Origin of the sequence: Sphingomonas sp. LR60 (assembly GCF_036855935.1) — a bacterium.
In the GTDB taxonomy this organism is placed as follows: Bacteria; Pseudomonadota; Alphaproteobacteria; order Sphingomonadales; family Sphingomonadaceae; genus Sphingomonas.
The window spans coordinates 493,505-516,012 of sequence record NZ_JASPFK010000001.1; the positions used below are offsets into that span (position 1 = coordinate 493,505).

Consider the following 22,508-nt stretch of genomic DNA (forward strand, 5'->3'; position numbering starts at 1 on the left):
GTGCGGCGGCATCGCCACACCGGTCGTAAGGGTCATCGTGCGGCGTAGGTGACCGCGCCGAAGGGTTGTCCGCACTTCTTGATGACGAACTCGTCCTTCTTCCAGCAAGCCTTGTCGAAACGCGGCAGGAAGGCGGGCGAGAGCGACACCAGCATCCGCGGGAATTGCTGCTCGCCCCACGGCGTCAGGCTGTTGCGGACTTCGCGCATCCGGCCGAGCGCGATGTCGCCGAAGCTTCCGCGCGGCGCATAGAGCGCCTCGCGGCCGATGCTCGACGTCGTGGTGCAGAAACCATATTGCGCCGCGACCGTCGCAAAGCCCGAATAGGTGCGCGTGCCGAACTGGTCGAGGGCATTCTGCCCGTCCTTCTTGGACTTGGCAGTGCGCTCGAAATATTTGGTCAGTGCCGTGTACGACTGCGCCAGCTCTTGCTTGTGATCGGCCAGAATGGCGTTGTAATTCTGCACGGTCAGCAACGACGGCTCGAACTGGCATTGCAGCGCCGCCACGTTCAGCGCCGCGCGCATGTTCCACACCATCGCCGCGCGCAGCTCGTCGGGGGTTGCGCCGGGCAGCAACTGACCGATCCCCGGTTCGTCACCGCGCACGCGCTCGCCGCGCAGATCCTTGCTCTTCATATAGAATTGCGCCGCTGCCGGCGTCGTGACTAGCAAGCCCGCCGCCAGTGCCGCGACCGCACCGGCGATCCCCACCTTTTGCATTACCCCAACACTCCTCGCACACGGCCATGCCGTTAGGAGGCTTTTACGATACTTTGGGGGGATGACCCAAGCGTAAACTATCGCGAGCCGGATTCGGTTCACCGCAAATGGCTTGCGGATCGGGAACTTGTTGACGTCGCGTAACGGTTCGTTGCCGCAAAAAAAGGCCGCCCGGTTGCCCGGACGGCCCTTTGGATACAATCGCCAATGCGGCAGATTACATCGCGTTCGACATGCCACCCATGTTCGACATCATCATGTCGTTGCTCATCATGGAGTCATTGGCCATCATGCCGCCGTTCATGGCGCCGTCAACGGCGGTCATGTTGTCGGTCATGGTGTCCATGCCCTCGGTGGCATTCATGTCGGTGACCATGGTGTTCTCGGTGCCTTCGGTCTTCGAACCGCACGCCGAAACCGCGAGAGCGGCCGCCGCGAGTGCCGAGCCGGCCACGAACTTGGTGATGACTGCACGCATGAAATTGCTCCCTAGACTGTGGATTTGGCGACCCTGCGGCCGTTTTGTTGTTTCCAAATCGACTTGGACATTAATCACAGATGACCGGCCCCTCAAGTCTCGTTTTCACCCGCACAAATCAGGCTATTGAGAAAGGCCTCGGCGGTGAACGCCAGAGCCGCGTCGAAGGTTGCAGCGTCTGAAGACATCCCCAACGCTGCAGCGCTCGTCACGGGATATTCGGCCAGACCGCAAGGAATGATCCCGGTAAAGTGTTGCAGATCGGGCGATAGATTGACCGAGAACCCATGCAGCGTCACCCATCGGCGAACGCGGATGCCGATCGCGCCGATCTTCGCTTCCTGCCCGTTTCGATCATGCGTCCAGATGCCGATCCGGCCCGGAGCGCGGAACGCGGAGATGCCGATCTGCCCCAGAGCGGCGATCACCCAGCCTTCGACGGCATGGACGAAGCACCGCACGTCGCGTCCGCGCTTGTTGAGGTCGAGCACGAGATAGCCGACCCGTTGCCCCGGGCCGTGATAGGTGTAGCGACCGCCGCGCCCGGCCGGCACGACCGGGAAGCGCGCGTCGACCAGCTCGGCGGGATCGGCGCTGGTGCCCGCGGTATAGACCGGCGGATGTTCGAGCAGCCACACCAGCTCGCGCGCCTCGCCGGCGGCGACCGCGGCGGCGCGCGCCTCCATCTCGGCCAGCGCCGCGGCATAATCGGTCAGCCCCGGCGTCCGCCGCCACTCGATGCCGTCGGGGCCGGTCGCGCTCGTCTCGATGTTCGTGTCCACGCCACACAGATGCGGACCGCTCGCATGCTTGGCAAGCCGGCACGGCCGACGACGCCCATTGCCGCGCGGCGGAACTGCCCCTAGGCCGCGGGGAGAGACAATCACGGGCGGCATGGGGTGACGATGGTCAGGATCGGCGACGTGTGGGATCGGACGGTCGACGTCCTTCGCGGGCGGACGGCGATCCTCACCAGCATCGCGTTGGTGACGCTGGTTCTTCCGGGGATCGTGTCCGGTGCGCTGGGGACGATCGTTCCATTGCCCGGACCGGCGGCCCTCGCGGTGCCGCTGGTCCGGCTGGCGGTGCTGGTGCTGCTGATCCTCGGCGTGCTGGCGATGACCGCGGTGGCGAGCGACCCGGCGGTCGACCGCGCCCAGGCGTTGCGGATCGGCGGGCAACGCCTGCTGCCCGCGCTGGGCGTGCTGGTCGCGCTGGTGCTCGCGGCCATCGCGTTGTTCGTTCCCGCGGGCGCGTTGCTGGCGATCTCGGGCGCCACGATGGGGATGGCCGGGACGCCGGACATGTCGCACGCTGCGCCGGGCTATGTGATCGGGGCGGGGCTGTCGGTGCTGCTGGCGATCGTGCTGGGGCTGTGGCTCAGCGCGCGGATCGTGCCGCTGTTCGGGATCGTGGTCAACGAACGCCGCGGGTTCAGCGCGCTCCGCCGCAGCCTCGATCTGACCAAGGGTTCGACGCTGAAGCTGATCGGCGTGCTGATCCTGTATTTCATCATCACCACGGTTGCGATGCTCGCCGCCACGTCGGTGGTCGGCGTGATCGCGCGATTGGCGCTGGGCGGCGATGCGCCGGGGGGCGTGGCGTTCGTCGTCGCCGTGGTGCGTGCGCTGATTTCGGCGGGCGCGACGATGGTGCAGAGCGTGTTCTATGCGCGCTTCTATGTCGCCGCGGTCGAGCGCGAGCAGCGGATGGCGCCGCTCGCATGACGATCGGCTTCGCAGGATTGCTGTCGGTCGTGTGGCGGCTGTTCCGGCGGGACGCGACGTTGATGCTGCCGGTCATCGGCGCGTTCGTCTTTTTGCCCGCGTTCGCGGCGCTGCTGCTGTGCGACCCGGCCCCGGCACTGCCGTCCGGCGCACGCGACGAGGCGGCGATGCAGGCGTGGATCAACAATGTCGGGATGTGGGGGCAGGGCAATGCCATCTGGGTGCTGCTGGCGGAGTTAATCGGCACGTTCGGGCTGGCCGCGATCGCGCTGTTCCTGCTCGAGCCGGATCGGCTGACGATCGGGCAATCGCTGGGACAGGCGCTCGTCCGGTTGGTGGCGTTCACGATCGCGACCGTCACGATGGCGGTGCCGGTCGCGCTGGGGCTGTGGATGCTGGTGTTGCCGGGACTGTACGTGCAGGCGCGGCTGATCGTCGCGGTGCCCGCGATGGCGCGGCATCCGGCGCTCAAGCCGCTCGCGTCGCTGCGCCTGAGCTGGAAGATGACCAAGGGGCTGGATCGCGCGCTGACCGGCGCGCTGGTCGCATTGTTCCTGGCGCAATGGCTGATGGTATCGCCGTTGCTGCTCGCCGATGAATCACTGCGCGGTAGCGCGGGCAATCCGCTCGCGCTCGCGCTGGTCGATGCTCTGATCGCGGGTGTGGGCGCGACCTATGCGACCGCGACGCTGCTGCTCGGCGTGGTCGCCTATCGGATCCGCGCCAGCAAGGGCACCTGAGGCGCGACGTCGACGGGAAGCACGCCAAGGACGCGCGGATCGGTGAACGTCTCCACGGTCCGCTTCGTCGCGACGAATCCCTGCGCACGGTAGAAGCCGAGCGCGCGGGGATGATCGAGCGTGCAGGTGTGCAGCCAGACGCGCTCGACCCCGCCGCGCCACGCCAGACCCAACGCCTGCGCCATCAACCAGCGACCGATCCCGCGCCCCGCCAGTTCGGGGACGAGCGCGAAATAGCCGATCTCGCACGCGGCGGCGTGGCGGAAATCCAGCTCCAGCATCCCGACCTCGATCCCGGCGCGATCGACCGCGGCAAAGACCTCGACCGCCGGATCGTGGATGATCGCGGTGAGCGCGGCATCGTCCATCACCAGCCGCGAGAACCACAGCCAGCGCGCGCCGACCCGGCGGAACAGCGCCCGATATTTGTCGGGCGACGGCCGTTCCCAGCGGACCAGCCGCAACGTGGCGTCGGGTAACGGTCGCGGACGTGGCCGTTCGGCCATCTCCAGCGTGGTAACGATAGCTGCAACCTGATCGTCGCCGAGCGTGGTCAGCCCCGTCACCGTCACGCCCAGGTGGCGAGCGGGGGCAGGCTCATCAAAATCGCGTCGATATTGCCGCCGGTCTTGAGCCCGAACAACGTGCCGCGATCATAGACGAGGTTGAATTCGGCATAGCGCCCGCGCCATGCGCGCTGCTCGGCGATGTCGGCCTCGCTGAACGGCATGTCCATCCGTCGCCGCACGATCCGGGGATAGGCGTCGAGGAACGCGCGCCCGACATCCTGCGTGAAGGCGAAGTTGCGCGCGAAATCACCCTCCAGGTGATCGTAGAAGATCCCGCCCACCCCGCGGTGCACCTGGCGATGCGGGATGTAGAAATACTCGTCCGCCCACTTCTTGAAGCGCGGATAATGTTCCGGATCGTGCGCGTCGCAGGCGCGCGCCAGCGTCGCGTGGAAATCCTCGGTATCCTCCACGATCGGCAACGGTGGGTTGAGATCGGCGCCGCCGCCGAACCAGCGCTTGGTCGTGACGAGGAAGCGCGTGTTCATATGCACCGCCGGAACGTGCGGATTGGCCATATGCGCGACGAGGCTGATGCCGGTCGCGAAGAACCGTGGATCGTCGCCCGCGCCGTGGATCGTCTTACCGAACTCGCCCTCGAACGTGCCGCCGACCGTCGAGACGTTGACGCCGACCTTTTCGAACACGCGCCCCTTCATCACCCCGCGCACTCCGCCACCGCCGGGCAAGCCGGCGGGATCGACGCGGTCCCAGGGCGTATAGTCGAACCCGGCATCGGACCCGGCCTCGCGCTCGATCGCCTCGAACTCCGCGCAGATCCGGTCGCGCAACTCCTCGAACCAGGCGCGTGCGGCGGCCTGTTCGTTATCCAGCGTCATCATGGCGGTGACCTAGCGCGTCGCCGCGCGCTGGCCAAGGCGCAGCGGCGGTGGCAGAGCGAGACGCATGAACGCCAAATCCTTCTGGCGCGGGGTGCGCGTCGCTGCGGTCAGCTCCGCCTTCGTCTGCGCTCTGGTGGCGGCGGGCGGCTATTTCGATCGCGACCCTTATCATCTCTATCCGGCACAGAAACCGGCGCGTCCGATCGCGGTCGTCAACATTTCCGGTGACATGGGGCTGCGTTTCCTGCTCGGCGCGTCGACCTCGCGCGGGCTGACCGAGCATCGTGTGACGGTGCTCGGGGTCTCGTCGCCGGTCGTGTTCCGCTTCCGCCGCACCCGCGCGGAGGTCGACGCCTTCGTCGCCGATGCGGTGCGGACCGCGCTGGCGCGCACCGGGCAGCAGCGCGTGGTCGTGATGGGGCAATCCTATGGCGCGGACATCGTCCAGACCGGGCTGGCGCATCTGCCCGCCGACCTGCGGCCACGGGTCGCGGGGATCGTGCTGATCCTGCCGGGCGAGACGGTGTTCTACCGCGCCGATCCCACCGGCTGGGTCTATCGCGGCACGCCGGACAGTATCGGCGTCGACACCGGCAACACGCTGACCTGGGCGCCGCTGACGTGCATCTATGGCCAGGAGGAGGACGACAGCCTCTGCCCGAAGCTCCGCGTGCCGGGCGCGAAGATCATCGCGATGCCGGGCGGGCACAATCTGCACCACGACAGCGCCGGGCTGCTGGCGCATGTGCTCGGCGCGGTGGCGCGCGCTACGTCCTCGGCCAGCCCGCCGTCTGGCGCAGCGCCTCCCCCAGCAGGATCGCCCCCGTCACCGCGACGTTGAGCGAGCGCAACCCGGCACGCATCGGCACGCGGACGCGCAGGTCGGCCCGATCATGGACCGGCGGGGGAACACCGGCGCTCTCGCTGCCTAGCAACAATATGTCATCCGGCTCGAACGTCGCGTGGGGCAGCGGCACCGCGCCGGCGGTGGTCGCCAGCACGATTCGCCCGCGGCTGGTGACGAGGAACGCCTGCCAATCGGCGTGGCGACGGACCTCTACCATGCCGGCATAGTCCATGCCGGCGCGTGCCAAGGCCCGGCCGCTCCACGGAAAACCCATCGGCTCGATCAGGTCGACCGCGACACCCAGGCAGGCGCCGAGCCGCAACAGGGTGCCCACGTTGCCGGCAATGTCTGGCTGGAAGAGCGCGATCCGCATGGCTGCATCTCGTAGCCGCGCAAAATGCTGTTGGCAAAGCGGCGGGGGCACGGCTATCAGGCCGCAAAGGTCGCCGTGGGGACGGGCAGGCCACCGGCGGGGAGCAACCATGTCGCACGCGGCATCACCCTCCAGCCGGACAGAGGAACGGGCAGAGGTGTAACGCGAATGGCGATGGCAGTGCAGGAAATCCCCCTCGGCGAAGATCCCGCGCCCTATCATGAAGGGACGCACGATCCGCGCCGTCGCGATTTCATCAACATCGCCGCGGTGTCATTCGCGGGTGTCGGTGCGGTTGCGATCGTCCTGCCGCTGATCAACCAGATGAACCCGTCGGCCGACGTGCTGGCGCAATCGACCACCGAGATCGACATCTCGAAGATCGCGCCGGGTCAGGCGATCAAGGCCAGTTTCCGCAAGCAACCGTTGTTCGTCCGCAACCTGACGCCGAAGGAAGTCGGCGAGGCCGATGCGGTCGACGTCGCCTCGCTTCGCGATCCGCAGACGCTGGAAGAGCGGACCAAGGCCGGAAAGAAGAACTGGCTGATCACGCTGGGCGTCTGCACGCACCTGGGCTGCGTGCCGCTGGGCGCCGGCGAGGGCGAGAACAAGGGGCCGTTCGGCGGCTATTTCTGTCCGTGCCACGGCTCGGCCTATGACACCGCCGGGCGCATCCGGCAGGGACCGGCGCCGAAGAACCTGCACGTGCCCGATTATACGTTCAATTCCGACACCGTCGTCACGGTCGGCTGAGGGGAGATAGAGAAATGAGCTTTCCCTGGGCCAAGCATTACGAGCCGAAGGCGCCGCTGATGCGCTGGATGGACGAGAAGCTGCCGCTGCCGCGCCTCGTCTACAACGCAATCGGCGCCGGCTATCCGGTGCCGCGCAACCTCAACTATTTCTGGAACTTCGGCGTGCTCGCGGGCGCGGCGCTGGTGCTGCAGATCGTCACCGGTGTCGTGCTTGCGATGCATTATGCCGCCAATGGCGGTGTCGCGTTCGGCTCGGTCGAAAGCATCATGCGCGACGTCAACGCGGGCTGGTTCCTGCGCTATGCGCACGCCAATGGCGCGTCGATGTTCCTCGCAGTTGTCTACATCCACATCGGCCGCGGGCTTTACTACGGATCGTACAAGGCGCCGCGCGAGATGGTGTGGCTGCTGGGCGTCGTGATCTTCCTGCTGATGATGGCGACCGCGTTCATGGGCTATGTGCTTCCCTGGGGGCAGATGAGCTTCTGGGGCGCGCAGGTCATCACCGGCTTCTTCTCGGCGATCCCGCTGGTCGGCGAGACGATCCGCGTGTGGCTGCTCGGCGGGTTCGCGCCCGACAATGCCGCGCTCAACCGGTTCTTCTCGCTCCACTATCTGCTGCCGTTCGTGATCGCGGGGGTCATCATCCTCCACATCTGGGCGCTGCATATCCCGGGGTCGAACAACCCGACCGGCGTCGACGTGAAGGGCGAGCAGGACACGGTGCCGTTCCATCCTTATTACACCGCGAAGGACGGCGTCGGCGTCGGCGTGTTCTTCCTGATCTTCGCGCTGTTCGTGTTCTTCTCGCCGAACCTGCTGGGTCACCCGGACAATTACATCGAGGCGAACCCGCTCTCGACCCCGGCGCACATCGTTCCCGAATGGTACTTCTTGCCGTTCTACGCGATCCTGAAGAGCTTCACCGCGGACTTCATCCTGCCGGCGAAGCTGTGGGGCGTGCTGGCGATGTTCGGCTCGATCCTGCTGCTGTTCTTCCTGCCATGGCTGGATGCCTCGCCGGTGCGCTCGGCCAATTACCGGCCGACTTACCGTTGGTTCCTGCTCGTGCTGCTGCTCGACGTGCTCGTGCTCGGCTATGTCGGCGGGGCGGAGGCGAGCGCGCGCAACGTGATGATGGGTCAGATCGCGGCGGGTTATTACTTCGCGCACTTCCTGATCATCCTGCCTTTGGTGTCGGCGGCCGAGCGTCCGCGCCCGTTGCCGAACTCGATCACCGAGGCGGTGCTGGCGAAGCACGGCGGCACCAGCCCCGCGCAAACCGCGATGGCGAGCTGAGACAGAGACGAAGAGGGGATTCGACAGGCAATGGTTCGTCTCATTTCACTGCTGGTCGGTGCGGGGTTCGTCTTCGTGCTCGCGCTGGCGCTGTTCTTCACCGCGAAGGACGCGATCCAGAACCCGGCACCGCACACCGCGGAACATGCGTTCCACGAGCATCCCGAGAACATTCATCTGTCCTCGGCCGGGTTGCTGGGCAAGTTCGACCGGGCGCAGGTCCAGCGCGGCTTCCAGGTCTACAAGGAGGTCTGCGCGGCCTGCCACTCGCTGAAGTATGTCGCCTTCCGCGATCTGCAGAAGATCGGCTATTCGGAGGCCGAGGTGAAGGCGATCGCCACCCAGTGGGTGATCGAGCAGCCGTCGGTGAACCCGGAAACCGGCGAGGCGGCGACGCGCAAGAACATGCCGTCGGACCACTTCCCGTCGCCGTTCGCGAACGAGGTCGCGGCGCGTGCGGCGAACAACAATGCGCTGCCGCCGGATCTGTCGCTGATGACCAAGGCGCGCGAGGATGGATCGAACTACGTCCATGCGCTGCTGACCGGCTATCGCGACCAGCCCGCCGAGCTGCTGCGTGAGTTCCCCGACGCCAAGACGCCGGAGGGGCTGCACTACAACCCGTATTTCGCGAACCTCAACATCGCCATGCCGCCTCCGATCACCTCGGACGGTCAGGTGACCTATTCGGACGGGACCAAAGCGACCAAGGACCAGATGGCGCGCGATGTCGCGGCATTCCTGACCTGGACCGCCGAGCCCAATCTCGAGGCGCGCCATGCCGCGGGTGTCGCGGTCGTGATATTCCTGTTGATCTTCGTCTATCTGACGTGGGGCGCCTATCAGAACGTGTGGCGCAACGTGAAGCATTGAGCGGGCGGTCGGCGGCTCCGGTGATGCCGGACCCGTTCGACGGCGTGGCTTCGTAAAGTGGATGACGGCGACCGGGCACTCCCCGGTCGCCGTTTTCGTGTAGGCGGGGTTGATGAACGACGACCTGAAGGCGCTGATCCGCACCATCCCCGACTTCCCCAAGCCGGGCATCCAGTTCCGCGACATCACCACGCTGTTGCTGTCGCCCCACGGACTGGCGACCTGCGTCGAGCGGATGGTGGCGGCGGTCGACGGCCCGGTGGACCTCGTCGCCGGGGTCGAGGCGCGCGGCTTCCTCTTCGCGGCGGCGCTGGCGATCCCGTTGCAGGCCGGCGTCCTGCTGATCCGCAAGGACGGCAAGCTGCCCGGCGCGACGATCGCCGAGGATTATGCGCTGGAATATGGCACCGACCGGATCGCGATCCATGCCGACGCCTGCGCGCCGGGCGCGCGGGTCCTGCTCGTCGACGATTTGATCGCGACCGGCGGGACGGCGCGCGCCGCGGTACGGCTGTTGCGCAAGGCCGGCGCCTCGGTGACGCAGGCGCAATTCGTGGTCGACCTGCCCGATCTTGGCGGAGCGGCGCTTCTCCAGGCGGATGGTGTCGCCTTATCGGCGCTGGTGGCGTTCCCCGGCCACTGACCGGTCTGGAACATCGCGGGTTAACCCTCGTTGGTTTGTACTGGCGGCGCGTTCTGCCGCTTGCTCCATGTGAGGAGATCCCGCGATGTTTGCGCCCCGTGTGCTGCTGATCGGATTGCTGGGCGGCCTGTCGCTGTCGACCGCCGCCTGCACCGATGGTTACGGTTATTCCGGTGTCGGGCTTGGGACCGGCTATTACGATGACGCGTATTACGCCGGTGGTTACGGCAACGGCTATTACGGCTGGTACGACAATTATTATTATCCCGGCACCGGTGGCTACGTCTACGATCGCTATCGGCGCGCCTACCCGTGGAACGAGCGCCAGCAACGTTACTGGGGCCAGCGCCGCTCTGGCTATGGCGATCGCGACGTCCGTGCCAACTGGCGGGACTTCGGCCGCGACGTCCGTCGCGAACGTCGCGATTATCGTGGCGACGTCCGTGCCGACCGGCAGGCCTATCGTGATGGCCGCATCACCCGCGACCAGTTCCGGCAGGAACGCCGCGCCGCGCGGCAGGAGTATCGCAACGATGTTCGTGGCGATTACCGGGACCTGCGGCGTCAAAACCGTGCCGAAGGCTATCGCACGCCGCGTCCGAACGGCGCCTTTCGCCCGCGCGATCGTCGCTGAACGCCGCCTCTGGCCGCGCGCGCCGGCTTATGTCAGGCTGTCGCGCGTGGCTGATGTGACTGAACCTGCGGCGGCATGACCGACGCCGCCCCCGAGCAATTGACGCTCGATCTCGACGGCTTCGAGGGGCCACTCGACCTGCTGCTCTCGCTCGCGCGCGCGCAGAAGGTCGACCTGCGGGACATTTCGATCCTGCAACTGGTCGAGCAATATCTCGGCTATGTCGAGCGGGCGCGGGTGCTCCAACTCGAACTCGCTGCCGATTACCTCGTCATGGCGGCGTGGCTGGCGTATCTCAAATCGACATTGCTCTTGCCGAGCGATCCAGAGGCCGAGCCCGATGTCGAGGAACTCGCGTTGCGGCTGCAATTGCGGCTCGAGCGGCTCGATGCCATGCGCGATGCCGGCGCGCGCTTGATGGCGCGCAACCGCCTCGATCGCGACGTCTTCCGGCGCGGGGCGCCCGAGGGGCTGCACGTCGTCCGCAAAGCCTTTTGGTCGGTTGAATATTACGACCTGCTGGCGTCGTACGGGAGGGTCAAGGCGCGAACACGCCCGGCGTTGCATGTCGTTCGCGACCGCGAGGTGGTGACGCTGGAGGCGGCGCTGGCGCGGCTGGCCGGGCTGCTCGGCACGGCGATCAACTGGTGTGAGATCGAGCGCTTCATGCCCGAACCGAGCAATACGCGGATGCGCCGCTCGGCTCTGGCATCGAGTTTCCTTGCCGCGCTGGAACTCGCACGGCAGGGAAGGGCGGAACTTCGTCAGGAAGCACCCTTTGCTCCGTTGTATCTGCGGCGTCCGGCCTCGTGAGTGACGCCTATGACCGCGCCGTCGAGGCGGTGTTGTTCGCCGCGACCGAACCGCTCACCCGCGATGCGATCCGGGCACATGCCGGCGATGGCGACGTTGCCGGCGCGCTCGACCGGTTGACGGTGCGATACCGCGGGCGTGGGTTCGAACTGGTCGAGCGTGGCGGGCGCTGGCATTTCCAGACTGCCGCCGATCTGGCGCACCTGCTGCGCCGCGGCCGCGACGAGATCCGGCGACTCAGCCGTGCGGGGATCGAGACACTGGCGATCATCGCTTATCACGAGCCCGTCACGCGCGCCGAGATCGAGGCGATCCGCGGTGTGCAGACCGCTCGCGGGACGCTCGACGTGCTCATGGAGGCGGGCTGGATCCGACCAGCCGGACGACGCGAAGTACCGGGCCGACCGCTGATGTTTGTGACGACCCCCGACTTCCTGTCACATTTCGGGCTCAAGAGCCGACGCGACCTTCCCGGCGTCGACGATCTGCGCGCTGCTGGCCTGCTGGATCCCGTCGATTTGGCGTTCGATCAACTCGCGGTGGAAAACGCCGCCGAGGAAGACTAGATACCGTTTTACGTTAGGAGATTTCGTCATGGGCAGTTTCAGCCTCCCGCATATCCTCATCCTCGCGGTGGTCGCGATCCTGCTGCTTGGCGGCGGGCGTTTTTCGAACCTGATGGGCGACGTCGCCAAGGGTGTGAAGAACTTCAAGAAGGGCATGGCCGAAGAAGACGAGGACGATACGCGTCCCAAGCCGCGGATCGAGGCGAAGAGCCATGCCGAGCCCGCCTTCGATCGTGATGCCGAACCCGTTCGCGAGGAACGTCGCTGATCCATTGTCCTCACATAACCGGCGCGCTTGATGTTCGGCATCGATTCGTCTGAATTCCTGCTGGTGGCGCTCGTTGCGCTGGTGGTGATCGGCCCCAAGGACCTGCCCAAGGCGATGCGCGTGCTCGGCTATTGGGTCGGTCGCGCGCGTGCGGTCGGGCGCCAGTTCCGTGCCGGCTTCGACGAGATGGTGCGCGAGGCCGAATTGGAAGAGATGGAGAAGAAGTGGAAGGCGGAGAACGAACGGATCATGCGCGAGCATCCGTTCGTCCCGACTCCGCCTGCTTCGCCAGCGCTGCCGGACCATGCGTCGAACGCCGACCATTTGCCCGGCGGTGGTGACGTCGAGCAGCCGGTCATGGTCGAAAAGCCGCATGTCGTGCCCGAGCATACGCCTCCGCCGGCACCTCCGCCCGTCGATCATGGCGAGGCCGGGCATCGCGCGGACGATCATCATGGCCCCGATGGGCGCGTGATCCAGGACAAGGCTGCATCGTGACCGAGATCGTCGACGAACTGGAAGACTCGCGCGCGCCGCTGCTCGACCATCTGCTCGAACTGCGCAGGCGGCTGCTCTATTGCATCGTCGCCGTCCTGCTGTCGTTCTTCGTCTGCTGGTATTTCGCGGAAGATATTTTCGCGTTCCTCGTCCAGCCGCTGCTGAGCGCCGGTCAAAAGACGCTCATCTACACGCAGCTTTTCGAGGCGTTCTTCGTCCAGGTGAAGGTCGCGTTCTTCGCTGCGATGATGATCTCCTTCCCGATCATCGCGATGCAATTGTGGCAGTTCGTCGCGCCGGGGCTCTACCGGAAGGAGCGCCGCGCGCTGCTCCCGTTCCTGCTTGCGACGCCGTTGCTCTTCCTGCTCGGCGCATCGATGGCCTATTATGTCGCCATCCCGATGGCGCTGCACTTCCTGCTTGGTTTTTCGGGCACCGTGGGCGGCGTGCATCAGCAGGCGTTGCCGGCGATGGGCTATTATCTCAGCTTCATCATGCAGTTCCTGTTCGGGTTCGGCGCGGCGTTTCTGCTACCCGTCCTGCTGATGCTCCTCGAGCGCGCGGGGATCGTGACGCGCAAGCAGCTGATCGGCGCGCGGCGTTATGCGATCGTTGGGGCCTTCGCGATCGCCGCGGTGCTGACGCCGCCGGATGTGGGGTCGCAGCTGCTGCTCGCGATCCCGCTGGTGATCCTCTACGAAGCCGCGATCATCGGGATCTGGTTTACCGAGCGCAAGCGTGCTCGCGAAGAAGTGGCTGCGGCGAGCGCGGAGTAACGCCAAGGCTTCCTAGATGCTTACAGACAGAAAAAGGGCGGCTCGTCACAGACGAACCGCCCTTTTTCTGCTTTTTGTGACGTAAGTTACTTATGCTTGTCCGCAGCTCCTGCCACGGCATCACCTGCCGACGACACGTCCTTGCCGACGCCGCCGACGGTGTTGCATGCCGATACCAGTACCGCGCCCGCGAGCACTGCGACAGTCAGAACCTTACGCATTTAACGGTCTCCCTAATTCCACTGCGGACAATGCCCGTCACTAAGCTTCGTTCCATGGCTGGAGCGAACGGGACGCGAATGGGCTCAAGAATAAGGCCCGAAAGCATCACCGGGGGGAGGGTGGATGCTTTCGGGCCCATGTCTTGGATAACGAAAGCGGGGGGCGTATAGTCGCTATCCGAAGGTGAGAACGACGCCGGCAGGGCGGGGTTCCGCGCCGCAGCCGCAATCGCAGAATTATTTTACAACGTTATTCTCGGCCTACGACCGCGATCGCGATGTCGTAGGCGCCGGTGAGTGGGTCGTGCTGCAAGGTCGAGCGCAATTGCCGGGTCAAGCCCTCGATCACGCGGCCATAGCGATGCTGGAGCCCTTCGCGGAGATGATCGGTATCGACCAGCGCGCGCGACGAGAGCCGGAGCAGCGCACGTTGCGGATCGTCGAGCGGCTTGAGCGTGATCCGCACCTGCGCCTCGCTGTTGCAGGTCATCGCCAGCTCGACGAGTTCGGTCACCAGGAAGGCGACCGCAACCGCGACATCCTGCGTCACGAAATAGGGATAGATGTCGAGGACGATGCCGACGCGGGTTCCCTCCGGCGCGGTCGCGCGAATGCTCGACGCGAGTTCGCCGAGCACCGCACGCAGGCCGACGCCGCGGTTCTCCTCCATCTCCGCATAATGGTAACGGTGAACGACCGCGAGCGCGTCGACGCGCCGCTGGATCGAGGCATAAGCCTGCGTCGCCTCGACGCTGCGTGCGCCGCGGGCGTGGAAGTTGATGAGGCTGGAGATCACCTGCAAATTGTTCTTCACGCGGTGATGAACCTCGCGGGTCAGCTTGGTCTGCCGCATCAATCCTTCGGCCAACCCGGCCTCGTGGATCGCGACGGTCCGGCTGAGCGCGCGGAACGTATCGCCGAGGTCGCGAATCTCCTGCGCCGGCAACGCGCGCAGCATCGCCGGATCGGGATGGTCGCCCGGCGCATAGGCGGCAATGCTGCCGCGCAACGCGCGCAGCGGTGCGATCAGGAGCCGGTCGACCACGAACCAGCTGATCGCTGCCGCCGCCGCCCACATCAGCAGCGGCAGGGTCAGCGCGATCAGCAAGGGCGATCCGATCGGCGCGCTGCGGACCTGCATCTCCAATGCGAGCCCAGCGACGCCGAGGTCGCTGCGGATCGTCTCGCGTCGTTCCAGCGCACTCTCGCGGGTGAGCGGATCGAGTTCGAGTCGTTCGTCACCCAGCGCGAGCGACAGGCCGTAATCGGGCGCGAATCCGCTGGGTCGGCTGATCTGCGCGAGGAAGGGCGCCGGGAAATAGGCGGCGGCGGTAAGTCCGTCGTTGCGCCCCGCAAAGCGGAGCATCACGCCGCGCTTTTCCACGATGCGTGCGCTGACCGCGTCCGTCGGGGATTGGCGCGCGAAGGCCGCCGCACCGGGGAAGGGTTCTCCACAGATCGCGCGGCCGCGGCGATCGAGGATGACGAAGCTGGTGCCGGCGGCGGACTGTTGCGCGAAGACGCCTTGCGCACGCGCGCAGCTCGGCGCGTCGCCGCGGTCGGCGGTCAGTGCGTCGACCGCAACGCGCAGCGCGGTCATGTCGCCGACCAGCTCGATGGCGATCGCCCGACTCGACTCCGACCCTGCGACCCGCAGATGCGAGCGCAGTTCGGTATCGGCGATCTGGGTCACGCGCAGTGTCGCGAAGATCGCGATCAACGCCAGCGGCAGCAGCGCGACACTGAGGATCAGGAACAGTTTGGCCCCGGTCGGCCAGCGCGAAATCATGTCGAAACGCCCCGCGGCGGGCCGGGGGCGTCAATCGCGGGGGTGGTCGCCACAGTGCCTCAGTCTAGCTTGCCGAGCAGCGAGAGCAGATCGTCGGGCACCGCTTCCTCCACGGTCTTCTGGTAGACGGAGCGCAATGCCGAGCCCATGTCGCGGTTCTTCGATTGTGCCGCAGTGCCTTTTTTCGGCGTTTCCAGCGCTTCCCTATCCGACGTCAACGTAAACCCCCTAAGACAATCCGACCATCGGTACCCCAGACGGGCCAACACAGCACCGCAGGACGTTCGTCGGACGAACGCCCCAACCGGACAAGCGCGTAATGCACGTATGGCCGATGAAACCAAACGCGACGTCGTTGGTTCCACGGGGGTGCGACGAAATTCGCCGGTCGGGGGCTTCATCTGCGACCTGTTGTAGCGTCCACGTGAAATTGGGTATCGGCGACGGCGGCGTGAGCCGCGTCGCAGGGAGGGTTTACTACACATGTCGCTCGGACAACAACTCGCGCCGCACCTTCCGTTCCTGCGCCGCTATGGTCGTGCGCTGACGGGCAGCCAGGCGCAGGGTGACCGGTATGTGCGCGCCACGCTGGAAGCGATCGTGGCTGCGCCTGAAGAATTCCCGCGGGATGTGGATCCGCGGCTAGGGCTGTACCGGACGTTCCAGGCGATCTGGAACTCGGCGAATTTCGACGAAACCGCCGACGAATCGCCGGCCGAGGATCAGGAAGCCGTCGCCCGCGCACGTCTGTCGCGGATGACCCCGCTGTCGCGGCAGGCGTTGCTGCTGACCGCGATGGAGGGCTTCACGCCGGAAGACGCGGCCTATCTGATCGAGGTCGAGCCTGCGGAGGTCGACGCGCTGGTCGCCGAGGCGCTGGCCGAGATCGAGAAGCAGACGCGTGCGCGCGTGCTCATCATCGAGGACGAGCCGATCATCGCGATGGATATCGAGTCGATCGTCCGTGATCTCGGCCATGAGGTGACTGGCGTGGCGGTAACGCGCGACGAAGCGGTGGCGCTGGCGATGGAGGACCGTCCCGGCCTGGTGCTCGCCGACATCCAGCTCGCCGACGACAGTTCGGGGATCGATGCGGTGAAGGACATCCTGGCCGAGTTCAACGTGCCGGTGATCTTCATCACCGCCTTCCCGGAACGCCTGCTGACGGGTGAGCGGCCGGAGCCGACCTTCCTCATCACCAAGCCGTTCCAGCGATCGACGGTGAAGGCCGCGATCAGCCAGGCGCTGTTCTTTGACGAAAGCACAGTTCCAGCCTGATCGCCTGCGCTGCCGGCGATCGTGCACCATGTTGCGGGTCCGTGCTCGATACGGACCCAAAACGGTTTTTGGGGGTTACATCGCCTATGGCTGACGAAAACGAACGCATTCACCTCGAAACCGACGAGGCACGTGCGGGCAGCACGCCCGGCATGACGCGGTACATCCTGGCAGCGTCGCTGCTGCTGGTGATCGCGATCTTCGCCGCTATCTTGCTGTCCTGACGCGTAGATGTTGATCCGCGGGCTGGCCAACCGGCCGGACGCTACCTATCTTGACGGCTCGGACGGGCGCCAGATCGGCACTGATCCAGCACAACGGAGCGGCATGACCCAATCCAATACGCTCGCAGACGACGCGCCGGAAACGGCACCCGTCGAGCACGTCGCGCTCTCCGATCCGGAGTTCAAGAAGCAGTTGGCGCTGGTGATCCCGCATCTGCGCGCCTTCGGGCGCTCGCTGTCGGGCAACCGCGATCTGGCGGACGACCTGGTGCAAGAGACGTTGTTGAAGGCATGGGCGGCGCGCAAGCGCTTCCAGGCCGGAACGAACATGCGCGCCTGGACCTTCATCATCCTGCGCAACCTGTTCCTGAGCCAGATGCGCCGTGCACGCTTCAAGGGCGAGTGGGACGATCTGGTCGCCGATCGCGTCCTCGCCGCTCCCGCAAGCCAGGACAAGCATGTCGAACTTGCAGATATGCAACGCGCGTTGCTGCACCTGCCGCAGCCGCAGCGTGAAGCGCTGATCCTGGTGGGCGCGGGCGGGTTCGCCTATGAAGAGGCTGCGGAAATCTGCGGCGTCGCGGTCGGAACGATCAAGAGCCGCGTCGCGCGCGGTCGGGTCGCGCTCGAAGCGTTGATGGCCGGCAGTGCGCTGTCATCGCGGCGTGACCATGAGGTCGATAGCGAGCGGTCGACGCTCGACTCGATCATGAGCGAGGTCGACGAACTCAGCCGGGATCGCGACGCCTAACCGTCAGCCTTTATCGCGAAGTGAAGCAATCCAAGGGGTGGTAGTAGAACGCTCTGGATTGTTTTGCCATGTTTAGCGCGGGGTGGATCAGCCGCGGAAACGCACGCGGCGCAGTTGATCGAGACACGCCTCGATCTCACACGGCAACTTCGTCTCCCGGCGGAACGCCGCGCGAAGGGGCGTCGTGAGCGCGTCCGCGACATGCGGATCGCGCACCACATAGGCGCCATGTGGCGGAATGCCGTCAGAGGACGCTTCGTGAACCATGGTGTCGCAACGTCGGTTTTGCGGTAAGGTTGCGGGCGTATGACAGATGCCGTCGCCGAGGCGCGGACGCGCGCCGCTCGCTTTGCGCCATTTCTGGACGGACTGATCGCGCGCGAGGCGGTGACGGCCGCAGGGCTGGCAGCCGACGATTTGCCGGTCGGCAAACGGCTGCGCCTGGAGCGGCGACAAGTGGCGTTGCGGGTCGCGGAGGGCGATCTGGCGGGCGCGCTCGACCTGACCGGTGTGACCGCCGCGCTGACCGATTTTGCGGATTCCGCGCTCGATCGCGCGATCGAAGCCGCGATCGTCGAGCGGACACCCGATGCAGCGCCGTGCGGCTTCGTCGCGATCGCGCTGGGCAAGCAGGGGAGTCGCGAACTCAATTACTCGTCGGATATCGATCCGATCCTCATCTACGATCCGCGCACCCTGCCGCACCGGGCGCGCGAGGATGTCGCGGATGCTGCGGTCCGGATCGGGCGGCGGGTGCTCGAGCTTTTGCAGACGCGCGATGCGGACGGTTATGTGCTGCGCGTCGATCTGCGCCTGCGACCGTCCCCCGAGGCGACGCCGATCGTCATCCCGATCGATGCGGCGATTGCTTATTATGAATCGCAGGCGCTGCCATGGGAGCGCGCCGCGTTCATCCGGGCGCGCGTGGCGGCGGGCGACCGTGACCTGGGCCAGCGATTCCTTGACACGATCCGCCCGTTCATCTGGCGCCGCAGCCTCGACTTCGGCGCGGTCGGCGAAATCCTCGACATCACGCGGCGCATTCGCGACCATCATGCGCAGGGGCAGGCGTTCGGCCCCGGCTATGACCTGAAGCGCGGGCGTGGCGGCATTCGCGAGATCGAGTTCTTCGCGCAGATCCACCAACTGATTCATGGCGGGCGCGACCCAGCGTTGCGTGCGCCGGCGACGCGCGATGCGCTGGCCGCGCTCGCGGCGGCGGGGCGGATCGATGCGGCGGATGCGCATGCGCTGTCCGAGGCTTATACGTTGCTGCGCACGATCGAGCATCGCATTCAGATGATCGATGATCGGCAAACCCATGCCTTGCCGACTGGCGAGGGGCTGGACCGGGTCGCCCGGCTGCACGGGCTGGTGAACGGCGCAGCGTTGCTCGATTTGTTGCGACCGCATGTCGAACGTGTCGCGGCGACCTTCGATCGGCTCGCTCCCGCGCCGGTCGCGGCGGTCCCGCACGATGCCGCGCGGCTGGCCGACTATCTCGCCGAGGTCGGTTTCGCGGAGACCGACGATGCGGCGCGGCGGATCGTCGCGTGGCGCGAGGCACGCTATCCGGCGTTGCGCAGCGGTGCGGCGCAGAGCGCGCTGGAAGCGGTGTTGCCGGGGTTGGTCGAGGCGCTGGCGCAATCGCCGGTGCCGCTGACCGCGCTCAACCGGCTCGACCGCTTGCTGGAACGATTGCCGAGCGCGATCAATATCTTCCGATTGCTGGAGGCGCGGCCGGCGCTGGCGACGCTGCTCGGCGAAATCCTGAGCCATGCCCCGACGCTTGCCGAGGCGCTGGCGCGGCGGCCCGACCTGCTCGACGGGTTGATCGATGCGAGCGCCTTCGATCCGGTCGGCGACGTTCCCGCGCTGATGGCGCAGATGCGCGCGACCGAGCACGGCGCGGATTATCAGGCGGTGCTCGATCATGTGCGGCGGATCGTCGGCGACCGGCAGTTCGCCTTGGGCGCGCAGATCGTGGCGGGGCGCGCCGATCCGCTGGAGGTCGCGGCGGGCTATGCGCGGGTCGCCGAGGCGGCGGTCGCGGTGCTGACCGACGCGACGGTCGCGGCGTTCGAGGAGGCGCATGGTCGCGTGCCCGGCGGCGAACTGGTGATCCTCGCGCTCGGGCGGCTGGGTGGCGCTGCGCTGACCCATGCTTCGGACCTCGACGTGATCTATCTGTTTACCGGCGACTTCACCGCTGACTCGGATGGCGCGAAGCCGCTCGGCGCGACGCTGTACTTCACGCGATTGGCGCAACGCGTGACCGCGGCCTTGTCGGTGCCGACCGCCGCGGGGCCGCTCTATCAGGTTGATACGCGGTTGCGGCCTTCCGGCGCGCAGGGGCCGCTGGTGGTGAGCGTCGATTCTTTCGCGCGATATCAGCGCGAAGAGGCGTGGACATGGGAGCATATGGCGCTGACCCGTGCGCGCGCGATCTACGGCGGCGCGGTTGCGCGTGCCGAGGTCGAGGCGATCGTCGCGCGCGTGCTGGAGGGCGAGCGCGCGGAACACGATATCGCCGCCGACGCCGCAACGATGCGCGCCGAGATGGCGCAGCACAAGCCGCCGCAAGGACCGCTCGACGCCAAGCTGTTGCCGGGCGGGCTGGTCGATCTGGAGTTTGCGGTGCACGTCGCGCAATTGACGCGCCGCATCGCGTTCACGCCCGACCTCGGCAAGGCGATCGATGCGTTGATCGCGGCCGGCGCGTACCCGCCCGAGCTTCGCGCGGCTTACGATTTGCTCGGGCGGCTGCTGGTCACGGTGCGGCTGATCGCCCCCGACGCGCAGGAGCCGGCCGCCGCGGCGACGCGCGCGCTGATCGCGCGCGCGGTGATGCTGCCCGATTGGGACACGGTGCTTGCCACGCTGGCGACGGTGCGCGAGAGCGTCGCGGCAAGCTGGCAGGAGAGCATCGCATGGAAACCCTCCCCGACGTGACCGCTACCGGCGTGGACGGCGTGCCGTTGCGGCTGCACGACCTGCCACGCCCGCTGGTCGTGTATTTCTACCCCAAGGACGATACGCCGGGCTGCACGCGCGAGGCGCAGGATTTCTCCTCTTTGACCGATGACTTCGCCGCCGCCGGCGTGACGGTGCTCGGCGTTTCGCGCGATACTGTCGCGAAGCATGCCAAGTTCCGCGACAAGCATGCGCTGACCGTCACGCTCGCCAGCGACCTGAACGGGAGCGTTACCGAGGCGTTCGGCGTGTGGGGCGAAAAGCAGCTTTACGGCAAGACGTACATGGGAATCGAGCGCGCGACATTCCTGTTCGATCGCGACGCGCAACTGGTGCAGGCGTGGCGCAAAGTGAAAGTGCCGGGCCATGCGGCAGCGGTACTGGACGCCGCAAAGAGTCTGTAAGTCAGGCAAACTGCCGCTTCTTACAACGACTCGGCGCATGACTCCGGCGCTTGAGCGCGCGCGGCGGCCAACGCTCTTGCGTGTTTAACCTTTCGCCGCGCACAAACCTTTGCGTTCGCTGCAGCGGTTCTTTCGCGGGCGGACACGGAAAAGGGGAAGACCGGCGCGTGTCGCACTGGTCGCAGTCTTGATCTGGGGTTCGATGACCGACACCGCTTCTTTGCCGGCCGGGCGGCCGCTTGCTCGCCTGAACGCCGTGATCGCCGGACGACCGGCGCTGCTGCGCGGGGGCGCCGCACTTCTGCTCGGATTCGCCGGCTACGGCGCGCTCCAAGCCTCGACGCAGGTCGCCGAGGCCGCGGGACTGACGCCCACCGCCGCCGCGCAGGCGCAGCGAATGCAGGCGATGGAGCATAAGGTCGAGCGGATGCAGGCGCGCGTCGCGACGATCCGTACCGCCGCGCAGCAACACGCCGCACGGATCGAGCAGCGGCAGGAGCTGCTGACCGCGGCGCTGACTGGACAGGGCGATGCACGCCGGATGGCGCTGGCGACGCTCGCGGTCGATCCGCAGGCGACGCGCGTCGCCGCCGAGACGATCCGCCCGTTCCTGAAGGTCGAGCGCCAGCAGGTGGCGCTCGCGCAGGTTGCCGAGCAGCAGTTGCTCGATCGCTATGCCGCCACCGCGCAGCAACTTCGCCAGCGCGGGATCGCACCGAGCCGCGTCGCCAAGGCCGGTTCGGCGATGGGCGGCCCGCTGGTCGAGGCGAACAGCACCGAGGCGCGCGCCGATCTGGCCGCCGACCAGCAGTTCCGCTCGCTGTTCATGACGTGGAAGAAGCTCGACCGGCTCGAGCAGGGCGTGATCGCGATCCCGTCGGTGCAGCCGGTGCAGAAGCTGCAGTTCACCAGCAACTTCGGCATCCGCGCCGACCCGTTCCGCGGCACCGCCGCGATGCACGCCGGGGTCGACATTCCGGGTCCGAGCGGCACGCCGATTTATGCCACCGCCGACGGCGTCGTCAGCCACGCCGGCCGCCAGGGTGGTTATGGCAACATGGTCGAGATCAACCACGGCAAGGGCATCGCGACCCGTTACGGCCACCTGTCGAAGATCATCGTCGGCGACAATACCCGCGTGAAGCGCGGGCAGCTGATCGCGCTGATGGGATCGACGGGCCGCTCGACCGGCCCGCACCTTCATTATGAGGTGCGGATCGACGGCCATGCGGTGAACCCGGTGCCGTTCCTGACCACCGCCGATTATCTGATGGCCGCGCAGGATCGTGCGGTCGGGCAGATCCCGGTGTCGACGACCGGGCCGGTGCCGCAGGACTGAGGCGGGACGACTTCCATCCTCAAGCTGTCATCCCGGATCAAGTCCGGGGTGACGAGGAAGGGGAGGGTCCTTCGGTTTCTCGAGCGTCTCTTGCATCATGATTGAA

General features: G+C 66.5%; 29 protein-coding genes. 19 read left to right on the forward strand and 10 right to left on the reverse strand.

The window, feature by feature from the left end:
- Positions 1-32: 32 nt before the first annotated feature.
- The 3 genes from QP166_RS02305 to lipB form a co-directional block, all read right to left on the reverse strand.
- Positions 33-722 carry a hypothetical protein gene (locus tag QP166_RS02305; protein ID WP_333914442.1) on the reverse strand — a complete coding sequence of 230 codons (690 nt, stop codon included), beginning with the start codon at positions 720-722 and terminating at the stop codon, positions 33-35.
- A gap of 217 nt (positions 723-939) precedes the next feature.
- Positions 940-1,200, reverse strand: coding sequence for a hypothetical protein (locus QP166_RS02310; protein ID WP_184033254.1), 261 nt, complete (start codon positions 1,198-1,200; stop codon positions 940-942).
- A gap of 92 nt (positions 1,201-1,292) precedes the next feature.
- Positions 1,293-1,982 (reverse strand): lipoyl(octanoyl) transferase LipB, encoded by a 690-nt coding sequence (gene lipB, locus QP166_RS02315; protein WP_443027180.1) that lies wholly within the window; start codon positions 1,980-1,982, stop codon positions 1,293-1,295.
- A gap of 123 nt (positions 1,983-2,105) precedes the next feature.
- Between lipB and QP166_RS02320 the strand changes: the two genes are divergently transcribed.
- Both QP166_RS02320 and QP166_RS02325 read left to right on the forward strand, forming a co-directional pair.
- Entirely contained in the window at positions 2,106-2,927 is an 822-nt protein-coding gene (locus tag QP166_RS02320; RefSeq protein WP_333914443.1) for a hypothetical protein, read from the forward strand.
- Positions 2,924-3,667 carry a hypothetical protein gene (locus tag QP166_RS02325; RefSeq protein WP_333914444.1) on the forward strand — a complete coding sequence of 248 codons (744 nt, stop codon included), beginning with the start codon at positions 2,924-2,926 and terminating at the stop codon, positions 3,665-3,667. The genes QP166_RS02320 and QP166_RS02325 overlap by 4 nt, the downstream gene beginning before the upstream one ends.
- On the opposite strand, the gene QP166_RS02330 is transcribed toward QP166_RS02325, so the two are convergent.
- Entirely contained in the window at positions 3,637-4,173 is a 537-nt protein-coding gene (locus tag QP166_RS02330) for a GNAT family N-acetyltransferase (protein WP_333917236.1), read from the reverse strand. The genes QP166_RS02325 and QP166_RS02330 overlap by 31 nt on opposite strands.
- Before the next feature lie 62 nt (positions 4,174-4,235).
- Entirely contained in the window at positions 4,236-5,078 is an 843-nt protein-coding gene (gene hemF / locus QP166_RS02335) for an oxygen-dependent coproporphyrinogen oxidase (protein WP_333914445.1), read from the reverse strand.
- A gap of 64 nt (positions 5,079-5,142) precedes the next feature.
- On the opposite strand from hemF, the gene QP166_RS02340 reads away from it, so the two are divergent.
- On the forward strand, positions 5,143-5,919 hold the full coding sequence (locus QP166_RS02340) for an AcvB/VirJ family lysyl-phosphatidylglycerol hydrolase (RefSeq protein WP_333914446.1): 777 nt from the start codon (positions 5,143-5,145) through the stop codon (positions 5,917-5,919).
- Here the strand turns inward: QP166_RS02340 and QP166_RS02345 are convergent.
- Positions 5,846-6,298: a tRNA (cytidine(34)-2'-O)-methyltransferase gene (locus tag QP166_RS02345; protein ID WP_333914447.1), complete on the reverse strand. Its 453-nt coding sequence runs from the start codon at positions 6,296-6,298 to the stop codon at positions 5,846-5,848. The two genes, QP166_RS02340 and QP166_RS02345, sit on opposite strands and share 74 nt — an antisense overlap.
- Before the next feature lie 174 nt (positions 6,299-6,472).
- Here QP166_RS02345 and petA point away from each other — a divergent pair, with 174 nt between their 5' ends.
- The 10 genes from petA to tatC all read left to right on the forward strand — a co-directional run bounded on the left by petA (position 6,473) and on the right by tatC (position 13,423).
- Positions 6,473-7,051, forward strand: coding sequence for a ubiquinol-cytochrome c reductase iron-sulfur subunit (gene petA / locus QP166_RS02350; RefSeq protein WP_333914448.1), 579 nt, complete (start codon positions 6,473-6,475; stop codon positions 7,049-7,051).
- Between the two features lie 14 nt (positions 7,052-7,065).
- On the forward strand, positions 7,066-8,352 hold the full coding sequence (locus QP166_RS02355; protein ID WP_333914449.1) for a cytochrome b: 1,287 nt from the start codon (positions 7,066-7,068) through the stop codon (positions 8,350-8,352).
- A gap of 30 nt (positions 8,353-8,382) precedes the next feature.
- Complete coding sequence (locus tag QP166_RS02360) at positions 8,383-9,225, forward strand: cytochrome c1 (RefSeq protein ID WP_333914450.1); 843 nt, start codon at positions 8,383-8,385, stop codon at positions 9,223-9,225.
- A gap of 112 nt (positions 9,226-9,337) precedes the next feature.
- Positions 9,338-9,868 carry an adenine phosphoribosyltransferase gene (locus QP166_RS02365; protein WP_333914451.1) on the forward strand — a complete coding sequence of 177 codons (531 nt, stop codon included), beginning with the start codon at positions 9,338-9,340 and terminating at the stop codon, positions 9,866-9,868.
- 85 nt (positions 9,869-9,953) lie between these two features.
- Positions 9,954-10,502, forward strand: a complete 549-nt coding sequence (locus tag QP166_RS02370) for a peptidase (protein ID WP_333914452.1) — start codon at positions 9,954-9,956, stop codon at positions 10,500-10,502.
- 75 nt (positions 10,503-10,577) lie between these two features.
- Positions 10,578-11,315 (forward strand): segregation and condensation protein A, encoded by a 738-nt coding sequence (locus QP166_RS02375; RefSeq protein ID WP_333914453.1) that lies wholly within the window; start codon positions 10,578-10,580, stop codon positions 11,313-11,315.
- Complete coding sequence (gene scpB / locus QP166_RS02380) at positions 11,312-11,881, forward strand: SMC-Scp complex subunit ScpB (RefSeq protein WP_333914454.1); 570 nt, start codon at positions 11,312-11,314, stop codon at positions 11,879-11,881. Before QP166_RS02375 ends, scpB begins: the two co-directional genes overlap by 4 nt.
- A gap of 28 nt (positions 11,882-11,909) precedes the next feature.
- Positions 11,910-12,149: a twin-arginine translocase TatA/TatE family subunit gene (locus tag QP166_RS02385; RefSeq protein ID WP_333914455.1), complete on the forward strand. Its 240-nt coding sequence runs from the start codon at positions 11,910-11,912 to the stop codon at positions 12,147-12,149.
- Positions 12,150-12,179: 30 nt separating this feature from the next.
- Positions 12,180-12,647, forward strand: coding sequence for a Sec-independent protein translocase protein TatB (tatB, locus tag QP166_RS02390; RefSeq protein ID WP_333914456.1), 468 nt, complete (start codon positions 12,180-12,182; stop codon positions 12,645-12,647).
- A gap of 5 nt (positions 12,648-12,652) precedes the next feature.
- Positions 12,653-13,423, forward strand: coding sequence for a twin-arginine translocase subunit TatC (gene tatC / locus QP166_RS02395; protein WP_443027236.1), 771 nt, complete (start codon positions 12,653-12,655; stop codon positions 13,421-13,423).
- A gap of 86 nt (positions 13,424-13,509) precedes the next feature.
- Here the strand turns inward: tatC and QP166_RS02400 are convergent, their stop codons facing one another.
- The 3 genes from QP166_RS02400 to QP166_RS02410 all read right to left on the reverse strand — a co-directional run bounded on the left by QP166_RS02400 (position 13,510) and on the right by QP166_RS02410 (position 15,651).
- Positions 13,510-13,644: an entericidin A/B family lipoprotein gene (locus tag QP166_RS02400; RefSeq protein WP_333914458.1), complete on the reverse strand. Its 135-nt coding sequence runs from the start codon at positions 13,642-13,644 to the stop codon at positions 13,510-13,512.
- Positions 13,645-13,894: 250 nt separating this feature from the next.
- Positions 13,895-15,433 carry a sensor histidine kinase gene (locus QP166_RS02405; protein ID WP_333914459.1) on the reverse strand — a complete coding sequence of 513 codons (1,539 nt, stop codon included), beginning with the start codon at positions 15,431-15,433 and terminating at the stop codon, positions 13,895-13,897.
- A 59-nt stretch (positions 15,434-15,492) separates the two neighbouring features.
- A complete protein-coding gene (locus QP166_RS02410; protein WP_333914460.1) occupies positions 15,493-15,651 on the reverse strand; it encodes a NepR family anti-sigma factor in 159 nt (52 codons plus the stop codon).
- Positions 15,652-15,916: 265 nt separating this feature from the next.
- Between QP166_RS02410 and QP166_RS02415 the strand changes: the two genes are divergently transcribed.
- The 3 genes from QP166_RS02415 to QP166_RS02425 all read left to right on the forward strand — a co-directional run bounded on the left by QP166_RS02415 (position 15,917) and on the right by QP166_RS02425 (position 17,686).
- Positions 15,917-16,711, forward strand: a complete 795-nt coding sequence (locus QP166_RS02415) for a response regulator (RefSeq protein WP_333914461.1) — start codon at positions 15,917-15,919, stop codon at positions 16,709-16,711.
- Between the two features lie 86 nt (positions 16,712-16,797).
- The gene (locus tag QP166_RS02420; protein WP_333914462.1) at positions 16,798-16,935 is read left to right on the forward strand and encodes a hypothetical protein; all 138 of its coding nucleotides are present in this window, start codon (positions 16,798-16,800) and stop codon (positions 16,933-16,935) included.
- Positions 16,936-17,038: 103 nt separating this feature from the next.
- Positions 17,039-17,686, forward strand: a complete 648-nt coding sequence (locus QP166_RS02425) for a sigma-70 family RNA polymerase sigma factor (RefSeq protein WP_333914463.1) — start codon at positions 17,039-17,041, stop codon at positions 17,684-17,686.
- A gap of 87 nt (positions 17,687-17,773) precedes the next feature.
- On the opposite strand, the gene QP166_RS02430 is transcribed toward QP166_RS02425, so the two are convergent.
- Entirely contained in the window at positions 17,774-17,953 is a 180-nt protein-coding gene (locus QP166_RS02430; protein ID WP_333914464.1) for a hypothetical protein, read from the reverse strand.
- 39 nt (positions 17,954-17,992) lie between these two features.
- On the opposite strand from QP166_RS02430, the gene QP166_RS02435 reads away from it, so the two are divergent.
- The 3 genes from QP166_RS02435 to QP166_RS02445 all read left to right on the forward strand — a co-directional run bounded on the left by QP166_RS02435 (position 17,993) and on the right by QP166_RS02445 (position 22,402).
- Positions 17,993-20,638 (forward strand): bifunctional [glutamine synthetase] adenylyltransferase/[glutamine synthetase]-adenylyl-L-tyrosine phosphorylase, encoded by a 2,646-nt coding sequence (locus tag QP166_RS02435; RefSeq protein ID WP_333914465.1) that lies wholly within the window; start codon positions 17,993-17,995, stop codon positions 20,636-20,638.
- Positions 20,617-21,063, forward strand: a complete 447-nt coding sequence (locus QP166_RS02440; protein ID WP_333914466.1) for a peroxiredoxin — start codon at positions 20,617-20,619, stop codon at positions 21,061-21,063. Before QP166_RS02435 ends, QP166_RS02440 begins: the two co-directional genes overlap by 22 nt.
- 202 nt (positions 21,064-21,265) lie before the next feature.
- Positions 21,266-22,402, forward strand: a complete 1,137-nt coding sequence (locus tag QP166_RS02445; protein ID WP_333914467.1) for a M23 family metallopeptidase — start codon at positions 21,266-21,268, stop codon at positions 22,400-22,402.
- The last annotated feature ends 106 nt before the right edge of the window (positions 22,403-22,508 follow it).

Bases quoted from the DNA above. Each gene is read 5' to 3' on its own strand.
- QP166_RS02305 (WP_333914442.1), bottom strand. From the start codon at position 722: ATGCAAAAGGTGGGGATCGCCGGTGCGGTCGCGGCACTGGCGGCGGGC.
- QP166_RS02310 (WP_184033254.1), bottom strand. From the start codon at position 1,200: ATGCGTGCAGTCATCACCAAGTTCGTGGCCGGCTCGGCACTCGCGGCG.
- QP166_RS02320 (WP_333914443.1), top strand. From the start codon at position 2,106: ATGGTCAGGATCGGCGACGTGTGGGATCGGACGGTCGACGTCCTTCGC.
- QP166_RS02325 (WP_333914444.1), top strand. From the start codon at position 2,924: ATGACGATCGGCTTCGCAGGATTGCTGTCGGTCGTGTGGCGGCTGTTC.
- QP166_RS02330 (WP_333917236.1), bottom strand. From the start codon at position 4,173: ATGGCCGAACGGCCACGTCCGCGACCGTTACCCGACGCCACGTTGCGG.
- hemF (WP_333914445.1), bottom strand. From the start codon at position 5,078: ATGATGACGCTGGATAACGAACAGGCCGCCGCACGCGCCTGGTTCGAG.
- QP166_RS02340 (WP_333914446.1), top strand. From the start codon at position 5,143: ATGAACGCCAAATCCTTCTGGCGCGGGGTGCGCGTCGCTGCGGTCAGC.
- QP166_RS02345 (WP_333914447.1), bottom strand. From the start codon at position 6,298: ATGCGGATCGCGCTCTTCCAGCCAGACATTGCCGGCAACGTGGGCACC.
- petA (WP_333914448.1), top strand. From the start codon at position 6,473: ATGGCAGTGCAGGAAATCCCCCTCGGCGAAGATCCCGCGCCCTATCAT.
- QP166_RS02355 (WP_333914449.1), top strand. From the start codon at position 7,066: ATGAGCTTTCCCTGGGCCAAGCATTACGAGCCGAAGGCGCCGCTGATG.
- QP166_RS02360 (WP_333914450.1), top strand. From the start codon at position 8,383: ATGGTTCGTCTCATTTCACTGCTGGTCGGTGCGGGGTTCGTCTTCGTG.
- QP166_RS02365 (WP_333914451.1), top strand. From the start codon at position 9,338: ATGAACGACGACCTGAAGGCGCTGATCCGCACCATCCCCGACTTCCCC.
- QP166_RS02370 (WP_333914452.1), top strand. From the start codon at position 9,954: ATGTTTGCGCCCCGTGTGCTGCTGATCGGATTGCTGGGCGGCCTGTCG.
- QP166_RS02375 (WP_333914453.1), top strand. From the start codon at position 10,578: ATGACCGACGCCGCCCCCGAGCAATTGACGCTCGATCTCGACGGCTTC.
- QP166_RS02385 (WP_333914455.1), top strand. From the start codon at position 11,910: ATGGGCAGTTTCAGCCTCCCGCATATCCTCATCCTCGCGGTGGTCGCG.
- tatB (WP_333914456.1), top strand. From the start codon at position 12,180: ATGTTCGGCATCGATTCGTCTGAATTCCTGCTGGTGGCGCTCGTTGCG.
- QP166_RS02400 (WP_333914458.1), bottom strand. From the start codon at position 13,644: ATGCGTAAGGTTCTGACTGTCGCAGTGCTCGCGGGCGCGGTACTGGTA.
- QP166_RS02405 (WP_333914459.1), bottom strand. From the start codon at position 15,433: ATGATTTCGCGCTGGCCGACCGGGGCCAAACTGTTCCTGATCCTCAGT.
- QP166_RS02415 (WP_333914461.1), top strand. From the start codon at position 15,917: ATGTCGCTCGGACAACAACTCGCGCCGCACCTTCCGTTCCTGCGCCGC.
- QP166_RS02420 (WP_333914462.1), top strand. From the start codon at position 16,798: ATGGCTGACGAAAACGAACGCATTCACCTCGAAACCGACGAGGCACGT.
- QP166_RS02425 (WP_333914463.1), top strand. From the start codon at position 17,039: ATGACCCAATCCAATACGCTCGCAGACGACGCGCCGGAAACGGCACCC.
- QP166_RS02430 (WP_333914464.1), bottom strand. From the start codon at position 17,953: ATGGTTCACGAAGCGTCCTCTGACGGCATTCCGCCACATGGCGCCTAT.
- QP166_RS02435 (WP_333914465.1), top strand. From the start codon at position 17,993: ATGACAGATGCCGTCGCCGAGGCGCGGACGCGCGCCGCTCGCTTTGCG.
- QP166_RS02440 (WP_333914466.1), top strand. From the start codon at position 20,617: ATGGAAACCCTCCCCGACGTGACCGCTACCGGCGTGGACGGCGTGCCG.
- QP166_RS02445 (WP_333914467.1), top strand. From the start codon at position 21,266: ATGACCGACACCGCTTCTTTGCCGGCCGGGCGGCCGCTTGCTCGCCTG.